General features: G+C 64.9%; 15 protein-coding genes. 2 read left to right on the forward strand and 13 right to left on the reverse strand.

Going from position 1 to position 20125, the window contains the following annotated elements:
• Positions 1–9: 9 nt before the first annotated feature.
• The 9 genes from pglX to ACWDUM_RS26170 form a co-directional block, all read right to left on the reverse strand.
• Positions 10–3564, reverse strand: a complete 3555-nt coding sequence (gene pglX / locus ACWDUM_RS26130; protein WP_450136242.1) for a BREX-1 system adenine-specific DNA-methyltransferase PglX — start codon at positions 3562–3564, stop codon at positions 10–12.
• Positions 3565–3607: 43 nt separating this feature from the next.
• Positions 3608–7132 carry a BREX system P-loop protein BrxC gene (gene brxC / locus ACWDUM_RS26135; RefSeq protein ID WP_450136243.1) on the reverse strand — a complete coding sequence of 1175 codons (3525 nt, stop codon included), beginning with the start codon at positions 7130–7132 and terminating at the stop codon, positions 3608–3610.
• Between the two features lie 2 nt (positions 7133–7134).
• The gene (locus ACWDUM_RS26140; RefSeq protein WP_450136244.1) at positions 7135–7758 is read right to left on the reverse strand and encodes a DUF1788 domain-containing protein; all 624 of its coding nucleotides are present in this window, start codon (positions 7756–7758) and stop codon (positions 7135–7137) included.
• Complete coding sequence (locus ACWDUM_RS26145) at positions 7755–8387, reverse strand: DUF1819 family protein (RefSeq protein WP_450136245.1); 633 nt, start codon at positions 8385–8387, stop codon at positions 7755–7757. The genes ACWDUM_RS26140 and ACWDUM_RS26145 overlap by 4 nt, the downstream gene beginning before the upstream one ends.
• A 150-nt stretch (positions 8388–8537) precedes the next feature.
• Entirely contained in the window at positions 8538–10169 is a 1632-nt protein-coding gene (locus ACWDUM_RS26150) for a DUF5677 domain-containing protein (protein ID WP_450136246.1), read from the reverse strand.
• A 298-nt stretch (positions 10170–10467) separates the two neighbouring features.
• Complete coding sequence (locus ACWDUM_RS26155; protein ID WP_450136247.1) at positions 10468–10863, reverse strand: hypothetical protein; 396 nt, start codon at positions 10861–10863, stop codon at positions 10468–10470.
• Positions 10864–10867: 4 nt separating this feature from the next.
• Positions 10868–11164 (reverse strand): WXG100 family type VII secretion target, encoded by a 297-nt coding sequence (locus tag ACWDUM_RS26160; protein ID WP_450136248.1) that lies wholly within the window; start codon positions 11162–11164, stop codon positions 10868–10870.
• A 231-nt stretch (positions 11165–11395) separates the two neighbouring features.
• Complete coding sequence (locus tag ACWDUM_RS26165; protein WP_450136249.1) at positions 11396–12166, reverse strand: 8-oxoguanine DNA glycosylase OGG fold protein; 771 nt, start codon at positions 12164–12166, stop codon at positions 11396–11398.
• A 61-nt stretch (positions 12167–12227) separates the two neighbouring features.
• Complete coding sequence (locus tag ACWDUM_RS26170; RefSeq protein WP_450136250.1) at positions 12228–12932, reverse strand: SIMPL domain-containing protein; 705 nt, start codon at positions 12930–12932, stop codon at positions 12228–12230.
• 180 nt (positions 12933–13112) lie between these two features.
• Here ACWDUM_RS26170 and pnuC point away from each other — a divergent pair, with 180 nt between their 5' ends.
• Entirely contained in the window at positions 13113–13742 is a 630-nt protein-coding gene (gene pnuC / locus ACWDUM_RS26175; protein WP_450136251.1) for a nicotinamide riboside transporter PnuC, read from the forward strand.
• Positions 13742–14815, forward strand: a complete 1074-nt coding sequence (locus ACWDUM_RS26180; RefSeq protein ID WP_450136252.1) for an AAA family ATPase — start codon at positions 13742–13744, stop codon at positions 14813–14815. Before pnuC ends, ACWDUM_RS26180 begins: the two co-directional genes overlap by 1 nt.
• An 89-nt stretch (positions 14816–14904) precedes the next feature.
• On the opposite strand, the gene ACWDUM_RS26185 is transcribed toward ACWDUM_RS26180, so the two are convergent.
• The 4 genes from ACWDUM_RS26185 to ACWDUM_RS26200 all read right to left on the reverse strand — a co-directional run bounded on the left by ACWDUM_RS26185 (position 14905) and on the right by ACWDUM_RS26200 (position 20032).
• Complete coding sequence (locus ACWDUM_RS26185) at positions 14905–15474, reverse strand: DUF4334 domain-containing protein (RefSeq protein ID WP_450136253.1); 570 nt, start codon at positions 15472–15474, stop codon at positions 14905–14907.
• Between the two features lie 78 nt (positions 15475–15552).
• Positions 15553–15831: a GNAT family N-acetyltransferase gene (locus tag ACWDUM_RS26190; RefSeq protein WP_450136254.1), complete on the reverse strand. Its 279-nt coding sequence runs from the start codon at positions 15829–15831 to the stop codon at positions 15553–15555.
• A gap of 463 nt (positions 15832–16294) precedes the next feature.
• Entirely contained in the window at positions 16295–16426 is a 132-nt protein-coding gene (locus tag ACWDUM_RS26195; protein WP_450114201.1) for a hypothetical protein, read from the reverse strand.
• Positions 16427–16801: 375 nt separating this feature from the next.
• Complete coding sequence (locus ACWDUM_RS26200) at positions 16802–20032, reverse strand: DEAD/DEAH box helicase (protein ID WP_450136255.1); 3231 nt, start codon at positions 20030–20032, stop codon at positions 16802–16804.
• Positions 20033–20125 lie beyond the last annotated feature (93 nt).

The following is a 20125-nucleotide window of genomic DNA, read 5'->3' on the forward strand; positions in this document are numbered from 1 at the left end:
CGCATCTCGTCATTCATCGCTCGTCTCCAGGGGATTTGTCGGCCAGGTCCAGCCCCCAACCTTTTGGCGGTCCTTCTCGATGTCCTTGACCACCCGAAGTGCCGATCCCATCCGGAGGTAGTTCACCAGCACACCGTCGTCGAGGTTGATCTCGATCTGCTGGGTGGCGAGCGGGTAGAGTACGTCGTGCTCGTAGTCGCGCAACTCCGTGAGCACCCTACGCAGCCGGTCGGCTTCCGCCTGGTCCTTCGCCGATTTCCCTCCGGCGGCCGCCACCTCTGCCCGTTCGAGGGCCTTCCGCAGCTTGTTCTCGTACTCCCGCAGGTACTCGTTGAGCACAGTCGAGACCGTCGACGGCGTGTAACGGTGTAGGTATATCAGCGCGTTGAACGATCCCTTGGGGCTGGAGAACATCCAGTAGATTGGCCGCTTCTTGTAGCGCTGCAAGTGGTCGTCATAGAATGGCGACTTCCCAATCTTCGTCATGAAGTAATCGCGTAGGTTTTTCACGCCCAGAGAACTCTCAACGAAGCTTAGGTTCTCCTCGAAATGCTTGGTGCCAAACGCGGTCCGCAGGAAGTGTCGGAACTGTTCGACAATGTCGTCCTCGAACCAGTCATCGTCAACGAAAGGAATTACATTGTCGACGTCTGGCCTAAATGTTGGATCCGGAACTTTAGCAAGATACTCTTTAAGCGTGGCTTCTTTATTCGCAAGGATTAAGCCCGGGGCGTCGAGGCTGAAACGGCCGAACATGCACCCCACAGCAAAGGAAACTAGTTCTTTCACGACCTCTTGAGTTCCAACGTCCTTCCGTTCTTGTGGCGTGCGAGTTGGCCAACGAAATGCCGCATTACGCGTCAGGGAGACCTGTTCGAGCGCGACCTGAGGCGAAATTTCGCTTTCGACACCGAATGCGGACGCCACAGACCTGTTGTTTTCTCTTTCCGCCTGTAGTTGCTCCTGCGACCTAACCTCCCAGTCGAGCAAAAAGCTATCTACGGCGCGAGATAGGGTGGTTTCAGCGTGGCAATAGGTTGAAACGATAGGGTTGGCGGAAAAATTCCATGAGGTTTCAAACGAATCCCAGTCCTCTTTCGAGGTCGCTACGAGTTCTCGCACTCGTTCCGCACTGTTCACCTGGAGATCTGCAATTGGCAGTGATGCAACCTGCTCGATCTCAAAATTCAAGGTGGGGGCAATCGCGGCCAGCAAGGTGCTAGCCAATTCGGAATTGAGGATGGCCATGATTGACAGTCGATCTTCTTCTGAAGAAAAAACTGGAGTGCCCGCTACGTCAAAAACGAACCCTTCAGGATAGTACCGAATGGATGGAGCTCCGCTTGAAACCTTGGACCACGAGACCGATGGACGAAAGTAATAGTCCCGGGAAGGGAGTTTGTTCCCAGACTTTGCAAGAATTGCATACGTGTCGCGATCAAATGCAATGACATAGTCCTGGTTCCCATACCACTTCCTGAACTTTCCGCCCTTATTAAGAGCGACCCATTTCTTCCCGTTTTCATGAACGTAGGACGTCGTTGGGGCTGAATATTCGCTCGCGGCCCTAGAAACCTCATGCCACATCCTCGCAAATCGGTTCACATCGCCGCCGTGCATACCGGCCTTTGGTGAAGAGATTCCAGCCAGCGGAGTTCCCGTCGCAAAGGTGGCACGAAGGGCGTCGGAGAGGCGGTACGCGATCGGTGTGCCGGGCACCTTGGCGAAGTCCTCAGGGGATGCCGTGTACCGCCACTCGCAGTCGGTGTGCTGTGCAGCCTTAAGCAATGCGCTTCGTTTCGCAGCCTCGTTCTCTCCATCAACCACACGGATGAAACTCGCTGAGCGCCCAGCGCTTCGGCCTGGTTCGAGCACGAAGGCCGTCGTCGAGACCACGGCACCGTCAATTGAGTCGAACGCTCGCTCACCAAGATGAACCATCGAAACCGGTGGGTTATAGTGTACGATTTTTTCGCGGAGTTCTTCGTAGGACGAGATGAACATCCAAGATTGCATAGTGACCATGGCGGTGGCGCCGTGTCTTGCGGCAAAGGTCAAGCACCGCTGGATGAACATCGCAAAAAGATCAGATTTCGAACCCTTGAACTCGGACTTGGCAAAGTCAACGAGTCGCGCATTCATATTCTTGCTGCCCATGTAGGGCGGGTTCGCGGTGACCGCCGAGTACTGGCGACTAAGCACCTCGGCCTGCGCGACAGCCCTACGCGCGCGAAGAAGCGTGTCGTAGTAGAGAGTCTCTTCCTCGTCCTTGAGTCCTTCCAAGACCACTGCGGCCTGTGCGGTCGCATCCGCGTCCGGTTGAATCAGCGAACCCAGGACGTCTGCATCGCGGAACTGATTCCAAAACGCTTCTTCGGCAGCGCTGTCCCCGCTCTTCGTGACGAGTAGGCCCAGCTCATCCGGCGTGAATGAGATCGGCTCGATCACACAGATCTTCGGCTGAACCTCCGAACGGGCGAAGAAGCGGCGATCCTTCGCCCGCGCCTTCATCGTGAGCGCGAAGGCCGCAAGTGCCCCGGCGCGGGGGTCGATCTCGGTGCCGTGGAGATTGTGGGTGAGGATCAGCCTCGCGATCTCGGACGGTGCATAGCCCTCCTCCTCGTAGATCGCATACAGCAGGTCGAAGGCATAGGTGAGCATGTGCCCCGAGCCGCAGGCCGGGTCGATCACCGTCAACTCTTCTGGTCCCGACACCTTCAGGAAGTCTGTCTCCTTGTCGACCGGTGCGATGTAGTAGTCCATCTGCTCGGCCAGGCGCGATGCGGGCCGGTTGAGCATCCAGAGACGGCCGAGCGAGTTCTCCAGGAGGTAACGAACAATCCAGTGCGGGGTGAACAGCTGAGTAGCAGCGGGGATCTCGTCGGCCCCGGCCTTCTTGTTCTTCTTGAACCCGGCGAAGACCTCGTCTTTCCGCTCGGAGATGTAGAACTGGTACAGCCACCCGATCACCTCGACGTCGTCACAGACGTCCTCGGTGAGCACCTCGCGAGCACGGGACAGGGGGGCTCCATCGGCGAGCAGACCAGCGGGCACAAGCAACTCGGTGTAAGCACCCTCGGCCTCGAACATGAACGGCATCGTCTTGTGCCAATGTCGGCAGTACTCGGTGAGCAGCAGCGCATAGGCCTCGCCCTCGGCGTCGGTGCTGCGACGGGTACCGTCCAGCAGACCCAAAATCGCGTCGTGAGCACCAGCCTTGGTGACAACCTCCGAGTCGAGGACGCCCCGTTTCGCGTCGGCGAGGATCTCCGGCTGACCGTGGGCTTGGCCCGATGCCGGCGACACGACCCCGGCGTCGGTGTAGCCCCGGGCATCCATGAAACGCAACGCAATTAGACGGTTGAACCAGGTGTAGGCGACCCTGTCGACCACATGCCCACGCCCGTGCTCTGCGATGTCGGACTCGAGGTGGCGCACAGTATCGGCGCGCTCACTACGCGCAACGGATCCGGCGGCAAGCACCGCCGAAACCCTCGCCTCCACAGCGACCATCAGTTCGCGTCGGGCAGCCTTCGCGAAACTTTCCAGTGGCTTGGTATCCATGCAGCGTCCTTACACCTATGTTGTGTGAAGAGGTTCGGGTCTATTAGAGGGTGATGCGCTTGTTGTCGTTGATTGTGGCGACCAACGTGGCGCGAAGCTGATCCAGATAGGCATCGATATGCTCCTCGGTTTCGAGCACCCCACCGGCTCCCGGCAACGAGAGCTTCTTGATCGAGATGCTCTGCTTCGCCGGAGTGGCAGGCGGGTTCGGAACTTTCGGTTCGTCACCGCTGGAGGTCTCCGGCTTGGGAGCCGGAACAGAGCGCGCGGCTTCGAGTTCGTCGAGAATCGCGGGATACACGGTGTCGACGAAATGCGCAGCGAGATTGCGGATCGTTGGAATCTGCGTTTCCTGCTGGACGCGCGCCCGCACCTGCTCGGCCTGGTGGGTCACCGACTGACGGGCCGCCTCGGTCGCGGCGTCGTACGATGCGCTGGCAGGCACCTGCTCCCAGTAGTCGTCGATCTTGGTTATAGCGTCGTCCCGCTCAGTAGCAATGACGCCATCTAGTTGCTCTTTCACGGCCGCGACCGCACTGCCGAGCTGCGTGGTCTTGTTGCCACGGAAGATCTGGACGTCGTCGAGCGCCGCCTCGATCCCGTCGGCGACTCCGGCAGGAAGGTATGCGATGTTGGTGCTGTTCGTCTGCATGAACGAGCGGGCGCCGTCGTAGATCGTGCGCTGATTGCCGTTGAGGAAAGCCTTGATCGGGTCGATCGTGTTGTCCTTGGCGTCGAGCAGATCGTCGGCGCCGCCGAAATACTCGACGAACCAGGCCGCAGGATGGCTGCTCAGCTCGGTGAGCAACCCGATCGGTTCGTCGAGCTGATCAATGAACGGGTAGATGGCGGCACCCGAGCGCAGCGCCTTCAGTTCGGCGAGTTTGACTTCGAGATGTTCCTTGCCGACGCGGCCGAGTTCGGCGGAATCCTTGGTGATGCCGCCGTCATCGGTGAACTCGATGACGAACTTGCGGAACTGGTTCACGATCTTCTGGTCGTAGACACGCTGCGGTGCGACGATCAGATTCGGGTACTGCTGGGTGTTACGCAGCGCCGCGGAGATCTCCGTCCGGGTGAGAGTCTTGCCGTTCAACTGGATCTCGATCTTCGATTGACCCGCGAGATAGGCAACCACGGCGGCGACGGACCACTGGTCCCAGCCATACGGCTTGGCGGTGTAACGCGCGACGAGCTGCTTCATCGTGACCATCTCGTGCCGCTTGCCACGCAACTCCAGATGCCCGAGAAGGTCGCCCGCGGGCACCTCGAGGATGCTGCCGGTCTCGTCGACGATCCCCTCGGCTGGGTTCACCAGTCCGTTCAGGCTCTGCTCGCTGAAGGTATTTCCGCCGAGCATGCTGAGGTTGGTGTACGTGGCGGCAATGACCTTGCTGAAGCCGTCATTGATCCGAGTCTGCGCATCCGTGGCGGTCACGTCGAGATCCCCGGCATTGTGGATCAAGGGCGCCGCCCCGACGGCTGCCCGGAGACGTTCGACGATTTCCTTCTCCCGTTCGGCGTTCTGGGAGCCCTTCTCACTGAGGATCCGCGTCTCGATCGCCGTGCGGCTGGACCCCTGTGCGCGCTTGATGTACTTCTCCGTCTTCAAGAGGAGACGCAGGTCGGCGAGGATTCGGTTCGCTTCCGCTGGGAGCGCCACTCGGAGTTCGTCCAGGCCGGCGCTCTGCATCTTGATCTGCTCCAGACTGAAATCCGTCTCGGGGCTGATGAAGTGCAGCGACAGCTCGTACTGCTTGCCGTAGGGAACACCGTCGAGCTTGTAACCGATGGGGAAGATCTGGCCGTTCTTGGCGGTGGCCTTCGTGGACTTCACGACCGACTCGGACAGCAGCTTGTTGAGTTTCGCGGAGACGTCGGAGCTGTCGATGTCGACATCCTTGATCTCCTGCTCGATCTTCTGCTCTTCATTGGTCAGGTAGTCGTACAAGTCGCCGTTGCGCTGAATATAGGTCTGCGCCTCCAGCGCGTTCAGCGCCTCGACGACATCCTTGCCGAGCTGTGTCAGGTCGGTGCCGAAGCGGTCGTAGACCAGCACAGTGAGGTTGCGGGGCGTGGCCTTGAAACTGTCGACATACTTCACGAGGAACAGTGCTTTGAGCAGCCGGACCGCAAGAGGGCTGAGCTTGCCGCTGCCGTGGGCGTTCTCGGCGTTGATGATCGCGCGCTGGTTCGCGGATTTCAGCGATGCCCGGATGCCCTCGAACATCCGGTCGAAGGACGCGAGGGTACCGAGTGGCTGGTCGGCGAGGCCGGTAGCGACTTCCTGGACGACGCCGAGCATCGAGCGTTCACCGACCGAACTGTTGCGGCCTTCGAAGATATTGTGGTCACTGATCGACTCGATTGCTGCCTGGAACAGGGGGAACTGGTAGCTCACGAACGGGTAGGTGCCGACGAAGTGCCGCTCGTCGCGGTAGTTCGGGTAGTGGCGGCCCTCGACGAAATCGAACAGGGTCTTGAAGTTCGCATGCTCCGCGTCGTAGATCGCCTCGACCTCGGTGCTCGCACCATCGGTCTTGGCCAGGAGACGCTTGCGAATGACCTCCTCGACGTCCTGGCTGGTGAGCTTGACCCGGTTCTTGAATCGCGCCTGGATCTTGGAGAAGTCGTTGGCCTGCTGCTTGGTGCGGTCGCCGCCGACCTTCTCCATGTCCTCCTGGGAGGTCACGAAGATCCACGCCCGCCCACGGCACTTGGTGGCAAGCGATTCGGCGATGGTCTGGAGGTTCAGCATGAGCTGGGTATTGGTGCCGATGAACTGGCCGACCTCGTCGACGAAGAAGTTCAACCGGTAACCGTCAGGCTGTCGGTCGAGCCAGGCCGCGACCTCGTCGGCGAAGTCTTCGATCGAGACCGAGTAGCTCGCGCTGTACTGGCGAATGATGCCGGGACTCTCCGAGCCATTGACCTCGGCGAAAGCCGCGTCGATGTTGCCTGCTTCGAGCGCCGCCTGTTCACGGCCCTGGGGCCACGGAACTCCCGCGATCCGCTCGAAGGACACCTGGAAGGCGGCGTACTGGCCTCGGGAGTCGAGGTCGCGTTCAAAGCGGGCGATGTGTCCCTGATTGCCGTAATAACCGCGAGACTCGTCGAAGATCTTGACGAACACCTTCAGCAGGGCGTCCTTCTGATCCTTAGAGATCAGCGTCGCCTTCTGGTCGATGTTGAACAGCAGGCTCTTCGCCGCGATTCGTTCGGCCTTGTCCATCGACCCGGTCAGGAGCTCGTCATCGGTGACCTTCGCGCGAAACTGCGCACAAACCTGCGCGCGCGGGTAGTCGTGGCCGTCGATGTCGCCGAGGAGGTGTGCCAGCATCTTCAACAGGTGCGACTTACCGGAGCCGAAGAAGCCAGAGATCCAGACGCCGTTGGCGTTCGTGTAGTTCGTGTACGCCTCCAGCACCTGCTCGACGCCCTTGGCGGCCTCATTGGTGAGGACATACTCCTCGATCTCGGTCGCGAGGTGGTCGGTGTCATCGGCCTTGATGACACCCTCGATCGAGCGGTCGATCGGTTTGACGAAGATCTCGTTGATCGCGGTCATGCTCATGCCTCCTGCTCGAGAATGTCCTTGGCTCGGTAGTAGCTGTCACTCGCGCCAAGGTTCAGCGCGCGGAGCTGGTGTCCGGCCGACTGAGTGAATTCATAGGTCCCCGGAAACCACGCCAACATCGGGCGTCCCACCACCACGCTCTGCAAGTTCTCCAAAACCGTGTGCGTGCGGATAAACGGGAACACCTCACCGATTCCGGTGAGGAAGACCACGGTTCGGTTGGGCTCAGTTCTCGGCTCGGCGGCGAGCCGGGCGCGGATTGCCGGAGCGAGGTGGTCGTGAGGATCGAGCATGCCCTGGAGCATCTCGCGGAAATCGGTCTTGTCCATCGTCGGCTCCGCGTGGAGAACGCGGTCCCAGACACCCCGCTCGGTGAGAAGGTCGACAGCGAGATCGTAGAGATTGATCGTGACCACGCTGATCCCGTCATCACTCTGAAGCTTCGTGGTGACCCGATCCCGCATACCGTCGACGTCAAGGGCCCAGGCAGGCGGGAAGTGGTAGATGAAGAAGGGAACTTCCTTGGAGAGGCCCTCCATCCTCAAGAACCGGTCACTGCGCAACACGTCGTAGACGTGCTTCTCGTCGTGAGCGAGGTTTCGGGTTGCTGTTCTCATCGCTGCACCTGGTTGCCTGAGGAGATGAATGGTGTGGTGGTCGGGAAGAATCGGAGGTCGCTGGGCGTGCGGCGGTCCAACACCTCGGCGACACGCTCGGAAATCACAGCGGGGACGATATCGCCGGCGTCGGTATGCAGCCCTGCCTCGCGGAGCATCTGGAACAACGTCTGCCGAAGCCTCTCCCGCGTCGACGGCTTCAGACCGTCGAGTTCGGGATGCCACAGGCTCTTACCGGTGATGAACCGGTCGAAATGGTCGGTGTCGAGCGTCGGCGTCAACAGAAGGTAACGCTCGCGTAGCACCTCTTCAGCGAAGTCGCCAATCAGCGTGTAGCGGCGGCAAGCCGCGGTCCACATCAGATGGCGCTGCTCCGTCGGACTGCCCTCGACAAGCAGCTCGATCTCGTCATCGCCCAGCGCCGCGAGTCGTTGAACGGTCTCGCGTGCGAGTCTGATCAGCGATGAGGTGGTGCGGGCCTGCAGGAGGTTGTCGTCGACAACGTGGGCACGGGTCGCTTGCCAGTTCCGAGAGTCGAGGTATTTCGCTGCGACGATCTCACCCTCGCGGGCCAGGAGGCCGCCACTGGTGAACGACAATGCATAGCGCGATTGCGTTTCGTCGGTCACTTGGCGCTGGGCCTCCCTTTCTGTGTGCTGGGCGGCACTAAGACTATCGGGAACGTACGACCCTTCTGGCAGTGGTTCCGCTGACTGAGGTTTGCAGCCGCACCGCTGCGCTTCCAGTCGTGGTCACGCCACGTCGCCACATACGTTCCGTCAGGTCGGAGGCTCCTCACTGCCCTCGCCTTCGCTGATCCAAGCGAAGGCAGCGTCCACTGCGCCCTCGTCAGTCCCAAGGATCTGCAGCCCCGCTCGCACGAGCGAATAGAGCTGATCGACCCATGCGTTTGCGAGCTCGACGTTGCCTCCGTAGTTCAGCGAGAGGCTGGGGATTTGATGCATCCCATGAAGCACGTTCAGACACGGTTCCATCGCATGTGTCTCAACCGACCACCATTCCGAATGAGCGACGCCACTGGCGAGCGAATATGCCTGCCGGTAGAAATCCAGCAGGCCGGCTTCTTCGGCCATCACGCGAATCGACTTGCCTTCCGCAAAGGTGTCGCGGGTGTCGACGATCCGGTGATCGAGCAGGTCATCGTTATGACTCAGCCGCTTGAGTTCGTCGATACTCTCGTGAAAGCCAGCCGTTCTCGCTTCGTCGGGTAGCTCATCCGCGATTCGCGAGTAGAGCTTCGCCTTGCCGGCTCCGTATTCCTGAAACTGTCGATAGATGGCCGGGTCCTGCTGCGCCATCCAGTGGAGGTAAATCTTCGTCTCCACCAACATGCGCCCGATGTGCGCACCGTGCTCAACGCACCACAGATCTGGAGCGCCCAGCACCGCGATGACATCACGCCCGGCGCGGGTCACAAGCCCCGAAACAACCTCCTGCCGCTCATTCGCGTAGAGGTCAGCCGGGGCGGTCTCCAGCGCCTCGACGAAGCTGCTCAGCAAATCCATGGTGAACTGACGCAGGTTTTCGCCGCCCTCGGGCACCGGCGTTGGCTGGGCCGGACGGCCAGAAAGTTGCCCAGCGTCCAACACTTCGGCACCGGCGTCCTGCGCGTCGTCGATCTCCCGCTTTCGGATACATCTCGACGTCATCGAGTTAACTCCCCAGAACACGCGCGCCCACTCGGTCGCTGCATCGAAGTGATTTGGATCATCGACCTGAACCATCGCCTTGTGTGCGCCCCACATTGCCCGCACGACCGAGTCAGCCGCTGCACGTTTGGTTGGCACGACTGGATAGTCCTTGAGCAGCTCGATCGTGTCGGCGCTCGAGCTGAACGTTCCGGCCTGGACGGTGCTCCACGTGCGGAAGCACTTCAGCAGCGCCTCGCGATGGTCATCCTGCATGACACCGAGCACCGCATCCCGGATGAGCTCGAGGTCCTGTTGATGGGGTGGTGTGACCTCGACGTCGCCGACAAGCCACCGGGCAGGCAGGTACGGATAGGACACCAGCGCACCTCGAACCCCTTCAGGAAGAAGGCCGTGGCGTCTCGCTTCGTCCACGGCAATCGCAGATGCGTCGGGGAATTTATCAACCAGCACGGCTAGATGAGTGAGTCGTCCATCGAGCAACTCCGCTACCCATCCGCCCTCGTCATGGTGAGCGAGCCGCTCCTGCACAGCCTCCTGCCACTTCACGAACTGCCGGGCACCGTCGTTACCCAACTCGGCCAGGACGAGTGCAGGCCAAATGAGATCGGGAAGATCGTCCTTGAGCCAGTTCGCGACGCTCAGCCCACCCGTAGCAGCAAGCGGGGACTTGTAAACGCGTCCCCTTCTCACATGGCCCGCCAGGGGGCCTGAGTGCTGGTTTGGCTTCGGGAAGTTCACCTCCAGAATGTACCTTCAGGGCCCGACAACGCTGGCTGAACGCAAGTCCGCACACTGGGGCATTCCGGTGCCACCAGCGGACTGGTGGATCCAGCCGGAAGCCTGCCCGCCCCTTCTCGCGCGATTGAACTATTTAGCTTCAGACGAAGAACAAGTCACTAGCAGGAACCTCCCGCCTGCTCCGTGGCGACGTTGACCAACGGCACCCCTGGAGCAGAGGACCGCGCCACGGTGATATCTGCAGAGGTACGTCGATGAGGAAGTACTACACGGGCTTGGTAAGGCCCCCTCGGCATGACTACGAAATGATCATCGCCGTCGCCAGCGTCACGAATGACACGACGAACGAGAAACAGTTCACTTCTCGCCGCATGCAGATCACCGCGTTCAACTCGTCGAGGGTGTTCAACGCGGTCAGCTCGGCGGCTTGCTTTGGTGTCGACGCGTCCAGCTTGCTGCGTCGCTGCTTGACAGGCTCGGCGGGGGTGGGAGGACAGGAACGCCTTCGCGAGGTCCACGGGAACAGGGCCTCCGTCTCACCCGAGTGTGGGGAGCGTCCCGACTGCGGGTGTGGCCAGTTCTGCGAGAGTTCCTGCGCGACAGTATCTTCCGCTGTCGACGGCGTCGCGACGTCGTCCCTGGTGAATGTGCCGTCCGCGGTGACGGCCGTAGGGTCCAGCAGGCGTGAGGACATCGCGTCAGCCGAGGTTCAGGACGGACAGGCGGTTCGCGCTCGCGTCGTCCTGCGTCGCGTAGTCCGTGGCCGCGACGCCCAGGAGCTGGGCCGAGTCCACGAGCGCCCCGATCAGGTCGATGCCACTGTCAAGGACGCGCCGCCACGCCGTTTCGTACGAAGTTGCGGCATGCCCGCTCCATCCGCTCGCGAGGAGCGCGTCCACATCGGCGTCGGCAGCCTTCAATGCGTCGATCAGCTCGCACGCCAACGCGTGCGCCATCCGCCCGGCCTCGTTCACCGCATCGGTGTTGACGGACATGACGGTGCCGTCAGAGATTCCCGCAGTCAATTTCGACCCCCCGGCCGGGAAGGCTAGCGGTGCGGGTCGGGGCGTGCAATGTGTCGCGCATCCGCCTGATCGCGGGGCGATGCAGATGATCGTAGGGCCGGCGGGGCTCCAAGTGCTGAGTCGACGCGGCGCATCGGAACTTGGCAGGCAAGTGTGTGCAGGAGGTTTCGTTCAGAGACCAGACTGTTCAGCGGAGCAGCGTCAGAATAGCGTCGGCTCCGCCAGCGCCCCGCTGCGCGCTTCTTCCACCCGGGCGTTCCAGCGCTCCACCAACCAGCGTTCGACGAGCTCGGGGGAGGTCTCGGCGGTGTGGGCCCAGTGCTGGATCAGCTCGAGGTAGCGGTCGTAACGGCGGCGGGTGAAGCTGCTGACCGCCGGATCCTCGAGCCAACCCTGGTGGATGAGGGTGGAGACGCCGTACTGGTCGAGAATCTGGGCGCGCATGCCGGAGACCTTGACGCCGGCGGCCCAGAGGAACACCGTCGTCAGCGGGACCCCGACGTTCGGTAGCTCGGGCCAGCCGGTGCCCGACGTGTAGTCGTAGTTGGGGAGACGCTTGTCGTGCACGAGTTGGTCGATGGTGGCCTTGACCGCGGCGTGCCGATGCACGTTCGGTGCGGTGAACCGGTTGGACACGTCCGGGAACCGTTTCGCCGCACGACGCTTCGCGTGGCCACTCCGCCACGCCGCGCACAGATAGAGCAGGCCGAGGCCCTTGTGGTCGGCGTCCACGAGATCGCTGCCGAGGCACAGGTCGTTGCGCAGGACCGTCGCCTTGCCGCCTTCGACGATCCGGCCGTCGAGGTCGCGCCCCTTGAGCCGGATCTCCTGCTCGTCTTCCTCGAGGTGCCGGTTCCACCAGTCCAGGTCGACGAGCGCGCCGTCGTCGAGGATGTGGATGTCGTAGGTCCGGGACTTGCACCACAGCACGCAGTCCTCGGGCGGCTCGAACCCCTCGTCGAACGAATGCATGCCGCTCATGATGGCAGCGCGTGTCGACAGGATCGGGGAGGCGCGGCGAGAATCCCGACTGTTACGACGCCTCGAACCGCGCCTCCACGTCGGTGCTGATCGTCACCCGATCGGGCTCGAGGACGAGTTCGGGGCCGGCACCGTCGGCACCGTCGAGGGAGGCGGCCATCGCCTTCATCGGCATCGCGGACCGCAGCATTCCGCTGCCGACCGGGGTCGGAGGAGTCGGCACACCCAGCATGCCGGGGTCGGCGATCGCGACGGCCTGAAACATGCTGAAACCCAGGCTCTCCGTGTACCCCTGCGCCTTCGCGAGCGCGTCGAGCACGGCGAGGTGCCGGACCTTCGCGACGCGCTTCGCCTCCGCCTTGCGGCTCATCCACCAGCGCAGGTGCTCGACGCTCACGGCCTCCACCTCCGTGACCCGATTGACGAACGCGCCGACGGCGCGGAAGTCGGTGAACGTCACCGTGATCGCCGCCGAGGACTGGTACAGCCAGGGCCGCTTCTTGCCTTCCGGGTTGTAGGGCCGGTGCCGGTTGTGCTGCACCTGGTCCAGCGTCCACCGCTTGACGGGGCTGTTCTCGTGCTCGCGCAGCGCGGTGATCAGGTCGGTGACCGCGGTGATCGCCGTCTGGGCCGGCTCGGCCGCCGCCTCGCGGGTGGCGCCGTCGGCGTGCACCCGCAGCATCACCGTGCAGCGGTTCGGGACGTACTCGCGTTCGGCGTGGCCGGTGACGGTGATGGTCACGGAGTGAGAGGTCATGGGGGAAGTGTGCCAGGCAGGCCGGGCGTTCCGGTGTCGCTCGGGCGCGTCGCGCGGGTCCGGTGGCGCGGGGGAGCGGGTCCGCAGCCGGGGAGGCCTTCCCGCCCGGCATGAGTCCCGCCGATTGTGTTGATTAGCGCATAAATGATCTAATTAGGGTCGCAACGGAAAGGGGCCGCAATGATCACCTTCTTGAACTCGACGGCGTTCACCGCGTTCGGTGCACCGACCACGTGGGCGGAGGTCCTCGGTTTCGTCACCGGCGCCGTGTGCGTCTGGCTGGTGGCGCGGCAGTCGGCGTGGAACTGGCCCATCGGCATCGCCAACAACCTGGTGTGGATCCTGCTGTTCGCCACCGCCGGCCTCTACGCGGACTCCGGCCTGCAGATCGTGTACATCGCTCTCGCCGTGTGGGGATGGTCGAACTGGGTGCGCGGTACGGGCGGTGCGACGCTGCCGGTCACCGGAACCAGCGCGCACGAATGGGCGTGCCTCGCGGCCGCGGGCGTCACCGGAACCGCCGCGCTGACCGTCCTGCTGGACACCGCGACCTCCTCGACCGTCCCGTTCTGGGACGCCGTCACCACCGTGCTGTCACTGCTCGCCACCTGGGGGCAGGCGACGAAGCGCTGGGAGTCGTGGCTGCTGTGGATCTCCGCCGACCTGATCTACGTCCCGCTCTACCTGCACAAGGGCCTGACGCTGACCGCGCTGCTGTACGCCGCGTTCCTGCTGCTGTGCGTGCGCGGCCTGCTGGCCTGGCGCCGCGCGCGCCTCATCGCCGAACCGGCTCTCGTGGAGGTGATCTGATGTACCGGCATGCCCTGGTGATCGGCAAGTTCTACCCACCGCACGTCGGACATCGCCACCTGGTGCGCTCCGCGGCCGCGGTCGCGGACCGGGTCACCGTCCTCGTGATGGCGTCGGCGGCGGAGTCGATCCCGTTGGCGGACAGGGTGTCCTGGATGCGGGAGACCCACCGCGCCGACACCGGTGTCGCAGTGACCGGTGTCGCGTGCGACGCGCCGATGGACCTCGAGTCGGAGACCGTGTGGGCGGCGCAGGTCGCCTGCATGAAGGCCGCCGTCCGCCGCGTCACCGACGTCCCCGTCGACGCGGTGGTCTCCAGTGAGAAGTACGGTGACGAACTCGCCGCACGTATGGGTGCGACCCATGTGTGCGTCGACCCCGGGCGCGTCGCGCACCCCGTCTCCGGGACCGCGTGCCGCGCCGAACTCGCCGGCCACTGGGACGACCTCGCAGTCGCCACCCGCACCGGGTTGACCACGCGGGTCGTCTTCCTCGGCGCGGAATCCACCGGCACCACCACCGTCAGCCGCGCCGTCGCCCACCACTATCGCGACCGCGGCGGCGTGTGGGAGCGGACGCGGTGGGTGCCCGAGTACGGCAGGCAGGCCACTGTCGACAGGCTCGACGCCCTCCGCTGTCGTCGACCCGACGCCGAGGTGGACGACATCGTCTGGACGGGAGCCGACTTCGCCGCCATTGCGGCCAGACAGACGCAACTGGAGGAGCGGGCCGCACGGGCTGGCTCGCCGGTGCTGATCTGCGACACCGACGCGTTCGCGACGACAGTGTGGGAGCGTCGCTACCTCGGCGCCGCGCACGGACATGCCGTCGCACCGGACCGCCGGGCTTTGTACCTGCTGACCGACCACGTGGGAGTCCCGTTCGTGCAGGACGGGATTCGCGACGGGGAACACCTGCGCGCCGACATGACCGGCTGGTTCGAGGACGCCCTCACCGGATCCGAGCGGTCGTGGGTGCTGCTCACCGGCACGCTGGAGGAGCGGGTGGCGCTGGCGGTGCGGGTGGTCGACCAGGCCCTTCGTCTGAACTCTACGTTCGCGGACCCGATGTGACCGACCGGATCCCACACGGGCTCACCGAATGTGGGATTCGGTCAGTCGGAATGGCCGGATCCCACATTCGGTCAGAAGTAGGCGAGCGGTCAGCGCGTCCTGGCGGTGACGGGCAGCGACTCGTCGCGGCGCAGGGAGAAGAAGTAGGGGCGATCCGAGCCGCGCAGGTCCATCCACCCGATGACGGTGTCGTCGTCGATCCGGCGGAACACGTCGTTGATCGGGTGGGCGTCGTAGATCATCGTGGCGGTGTCGACGCCGCGGAAGCTGGTGTTGCGCAGCCGCGCCTTCGGCTTCCGCGTCGCCACCAGCGGACGCGCAGTGGTGACGAGACGGGACAGGTCGCGGCCCTCGAACGACGGCACGGCGCGGCTCATCAGCAGGTTGAACGGGACCCGCCGCGGATCCAGCGCCCACAGCGACGCACCGCCCGCGGCGGGGAAGAGCAGCGGGTGCACGGTCTCGGCGTCGACGAACTGCTTGCCCCACCAGCCGCTGGCGTCGAGCATGCCGTCCATCTTGTTGCCGGTCCGCAGCTCCGCGCCCCGCCACGTGCCGATCATGAAATCCGGGGTGGCGGGGGCGGCGTCGTCGAACACGGCGCGTGCCTCGTCGACTGTTGCGCGCTGCTCGGCGATGATCCGTTCCGCTACCGACATGCTGTTGTCCTCCTGGCCGTAGTTAACGGCCATTCTCCACAGCGGTGGGGCTCGGCGGAAGGGATCGAGCGGTCGAAACTAGGCGACCAGGTCCTGGTACTCGGGGTTCTGTGCGACGAACTTCTCCACGTACGAGCACGAGGTGGCGATCTGCACGCCGTCGGCGCGGGTGGCGTCCAATGCGGCGGCGACGAGCTTGCCGGCCAGGCCCTGACCGCGGAATGCGGGATCGGTGACGGTGTGGTCGAAGTCGCGGACATTGCCGATCACCGTGTAGTCGGCGTGCCCGGCGACGGTGCCGTCGACGAGGATCTCGAAACGGTTCTGCTCCGGCTTGTGCTCGATGGTGTGCGCCACGGCCTGTGTCCCTTCGTCTGCGTGATTGCCCCGCACGCTACCGATGCGAAGCACTGCCCGGTCCAACCGCCCGGCAGGCGCCGCTATTCCGGTCAGGTGACCAGCCCCGCGCGGCCTCCACGTTTCCGTGCCCCAATCGTGGTGAACAGCGACGAGATGCGCTCGGCGCATCTCCAGGTCCATCAGCACGACCCGCGGTCGGTGCACCGCGACCGCGACGGGGACCCGGTCGCCGTCGTCGACATCGGCGAAGCCGTTGACCTGCAGGGCGCCCGCGAACAGGGAGATGCGGCTCAGGCTTGTGGCGAGTGCATGTCGGCGACACTCCGCACCGGGAGCTGTCCCGCCCGGCGGTGTCGTCGCGGGGTCGGCACGGTCGGGTGGGCTCGCGCGGCCGGGTGAAGCGAATACGGCGAGAGCCCGTGCGGCACAAGGGGGACGCACGGGCTCTCGCTCGATCGGATCAGCTCAGGCCGAGCTCGCCGACGATCAGCACCAGGCTGTTGACGGTGTTGGTGATCGACTTGACGACGCCGGCGCCGACCAGGTCGGCGCTGCCGACGGGGATCATGACGAGAGTCTCGAGGGAACCCATGGAAGAACCTCCGTGAAGTGGCAGGGCGCGACGGCGAGCCCTGCGAGTATGTGGCCCGACGTGGGGTCGTTCGGGCCGGGTGCCGCGACGTCAGCGCCGCGGCGAGCCGCTCAATCGAGGGAGCGGCGGGGTGATCAGCTGCCGAAGACGCCGGACAGCACGCCGAGCAGGTACTCGAGCGCCGACAGGGTCTCGCTCTGCTCCAGGAGGTCCGTGACCGATCCCATGTTGTTCTCCTTCGCATGAAGAGCTACCGCTCACCGTGAATACGGTGAGCGGCAAGGCTTTCGGGGTGTTCTCGCGCGGGGTGCCCGGGAACTAAGGGCATGCTAACAGGTTGATCGTCCGGGTGGGGACGCCAGGTTTCGGGGTCGGTCAGTCCAGCAGTTCGCGGATGTCGTCCGCGGTCAGGCCGGTGGTGAACGCGCCGCCGTCGTCGACGACGGAGGAGAACAGTTCCGACTTGCGGGCCTTGAGCGCCATCACCTTCTCCTCGATGGTGTCCTTCGCGATCAGCCGGTACACCATCACGTTGCGGGTCTGCCCGATCCGGTGCGTGCGGTCCACGGCCTGCGCCTCGGTCGCCGGGTTCCACCACGGGTCCATCAGGAAGCAGTAGTCCGCCTCCGTGAGGTTGAGCCCGAACCCGCCCGCCTTGAGGCTGATCAGGAACACCGGGTCGTCCCCGTTCTTGAAGTCGTCGAGCACCTTCGCGCGGCCGCGGGTGCTGCCGTCCAGGTAGGCGTGGCCGATTCCCTCGGCGTCCAGCCGCTGGCGCACCCGGTCCAGGAAGCTGGTGAACTGGCTGAACACCAGCGCCCGGTGTCCGCCGGCGACGACGTCCTCGAGCTGCTCGAGCAGCGCGTCCACCTTCGCCGACCCGACCGCACCGTGCCCGTCGTCCACCAGCGCCGGGTCCAGACTCAGCTGGCGCAGCACCGTCAGCGACCGCAGGATCGTGAACCGGTTGGAGTCGAGGTCCTCGACCAGGCCGAGGATCTTCTGCCGCTCCCGCTGCAGGCGGGTGTCGTAGAGCTGGCGGTGCCGCGGCGAGAGCTCCACCTCGAGCACCTGCTCCTGCTTGGCGGGCAGGTCCGCGGCGACCTGCTCCTTGGTGCGGCGCAACATCAACGGCCGGATCCGGCGGCGCAGCTGCGCGAGAAGGTCGGCGTCACCGTTCTTCTCGATCGGGGTGCGGTAGAACTCCTGGAACCTCGTCGGGTTCGGGAACAGCCCCGGCGCGGTGATCGACAGCAGCGACCACAGCTCCATCAGGGTGTTCTCCATCGGGGTGCCGGAGATCGCGACCTTGGTCGGCGCCTCGATCTGCCGCATCGCCTGATACGCCTTGGAGCGATGGTTCTTGACGAACTGCGCCTCGTCGAGCAGCAGCATCGACCACGGCAGCGCCTGGTACTCGTCGGCGTCGAGGCGGGCCAGGGTGTACGAGGTCACGACGACGTCCGCGCCGTCGATCGACTCCGCCAGCGCCGCACCGCGTTTCATCGCCGTCTCCGACATCGCGACCACCCGCAGGTGCGGCGCGAATCGGGCCGCCTCCGACGCCCAGTTCGGCACCACCGACGTCGGTGCCACGATCAGCACCGGGTGGTCCGCCGGATTCTCCTGCCGCGCATGGCAGATCAGCGCCAGTGACTGCACCGTCTTGCCGAGACCCATGTCGTCGGCGAGGATGCCGCCGAGCCGGTTCGACCACAGGAACGTCAGCCAGCGGAACCCGTCGAGCTGATACGGCCGCAGCGTCGCCCCGAGGGAGGCGGGCGGGTCCAGTTCGGCGGTCTCGGTCAGGTCCAGCAGCCCCTGCACCTGTTCGCGCCACCGCGCGGCCTGCCGCTCCACCACCCCGAGCGCCGCCAGCTCCTCCCACAGGCCGGCCTGGAACCGGCTCAGCCGCAGCCGGTTCGGGTCCTGGTCGTGCAGGTCGCGGGCCTCGGAGATGAGCGACTTGAGACGCTGCAGCTCCGGCTTGTCCAGCGACAGGTACGCGCCGTCGGGCAGCAGCAGGTGCGAGTCACCGGCACTGAGCGCGGTGAAGACGTCCTTGAACGGCACCGGCCGGTCCTCAACGCGGACGGTGATCGACAGGTCGAACCAGTCGCCGTCGTCGGTCGAGTCCGTGCCGACACCGATCTGCAGCGACTCGCCGGCGTCGCGGTACTCGGCGGGCGTGCCGACCACCCGCACCTCCACGTCGTCGCGGCCGCGCAGCAGAGGCAGCAGTTCACCGGTCAGCCGGGCGGTGTCGAGACCGTGCAGCGTCACCCTCGGGTGTGGGCGACCGTCCGGACCGCCGCGCAGGCCGTAGTCCTCCAGCGGCGCGTCGAGGCCGGCGAACAGGGCGTGCTCGCGGTCGGCGTCCCGGTATGCCGCCCGGACCGTGCCGTCGAGCGGGAACAACCGCTCGGCCCTGTCGATGTGGTAGCGCAGCGACCAGGCCAGGTCGGCGCGGTGATCGGGGGAGTAGGTGACCTCGAGCACCAGGTCCGGGCCCTCCACCGTCGGCGGGGTGAACCCGTCCCCGGCGGAGCGGATCGTCGCCGCGCGCTGCAGCCGCGGGTAGTACTCGGCGGCGAAGCGATCGGCGTCCTGCGGCGGCACCGTCACCGACCCGTTCCCGATCAGCAGGTCCTGCATCGCGCGCGGCGCATCACCGGAGAGCCTGGCCATCCTGAACGGCCACCGGTCCGGGTCCGCGTCGCCGGCGTCCTCGGGCCGCAGGTAGAGCACGCCGTGCGGGTCCGACCCGAAGAACCCCAGCACGACCACCGGCCGCTCCGAGTCCGTCGCGTGCACCGTCGGGGTGAGCTCGAGACCGCCGTCGGTGCGGTCCAGATCGACGACCAGCTCCGCCTCCGACGGCCGCGGCACCGCGCCCATGCCCTTGCGGGCGTAGAGGAATTCGATTCCCGCGCCGCGTATCTCGTCGAGCAGGGACCACAGGCGCGCCGGAGTGACCGACGTGAGGTCGATGTCCTTGTCGTTGCCGTATCCGTAGTAGCCGCGACGGCCCACCTGGTATGTCGACCACAGCTCCGAGAGCAGCAGCAGGTGCCGCGGGTCGGCTCCCGGCTGGTGCCCGAGGCTCGACCACGTCATGTTGCCGTTCACCCAGCCGGTCTTGCCGGGACGGACCAGCCGAGCGCTGAGCCCCCACCGATCCGACCGCGGCCCGCGCAGCAGCGACAACTGCACACCCAACGGCATCGAGGCGGTCGGCTCGGTGTCGGCAGGCAGCGCCGCGTCGAGGACCGACTCCCAATTCGGCGGCGCCGTCACCGCGTCCGAGGCCGCCGACTCGATCAGCACCACCGTCAACGCCACCACGTGCTTGCAGTTCATCCGCACCGGACACGAGCACCGCCCGAACGTGAACTCCAGCTCCTCCCCGAACTGCTGGAAGTGGGCGATCGCCTGGTACGACTCGGTGCCCTCGACCGTCCCGACGGCCATCAGGTCGTCCGCATGCCAGTCGATGCCCGCGACCGCCCCCGACCGCGCGTACCGGGAGCCGCGCTCGAACGCCGCCTGCCCCACCACCCGGGCCAACGAGGCGAGGGTGTACGCGGAATGGGCATCGGAGCTCATGAGTCGACGGTACCGGGGCGGCCTCGGGACACGGGTCGGCGCCGACGGACGGGCGAGGGCACGGAGCGTTCCCGGCGGCCGGGGTGCTGCGCC

It is taken from the genome of Rhodococcus sp. NPDC003322 (assembly GCF_053589555.1).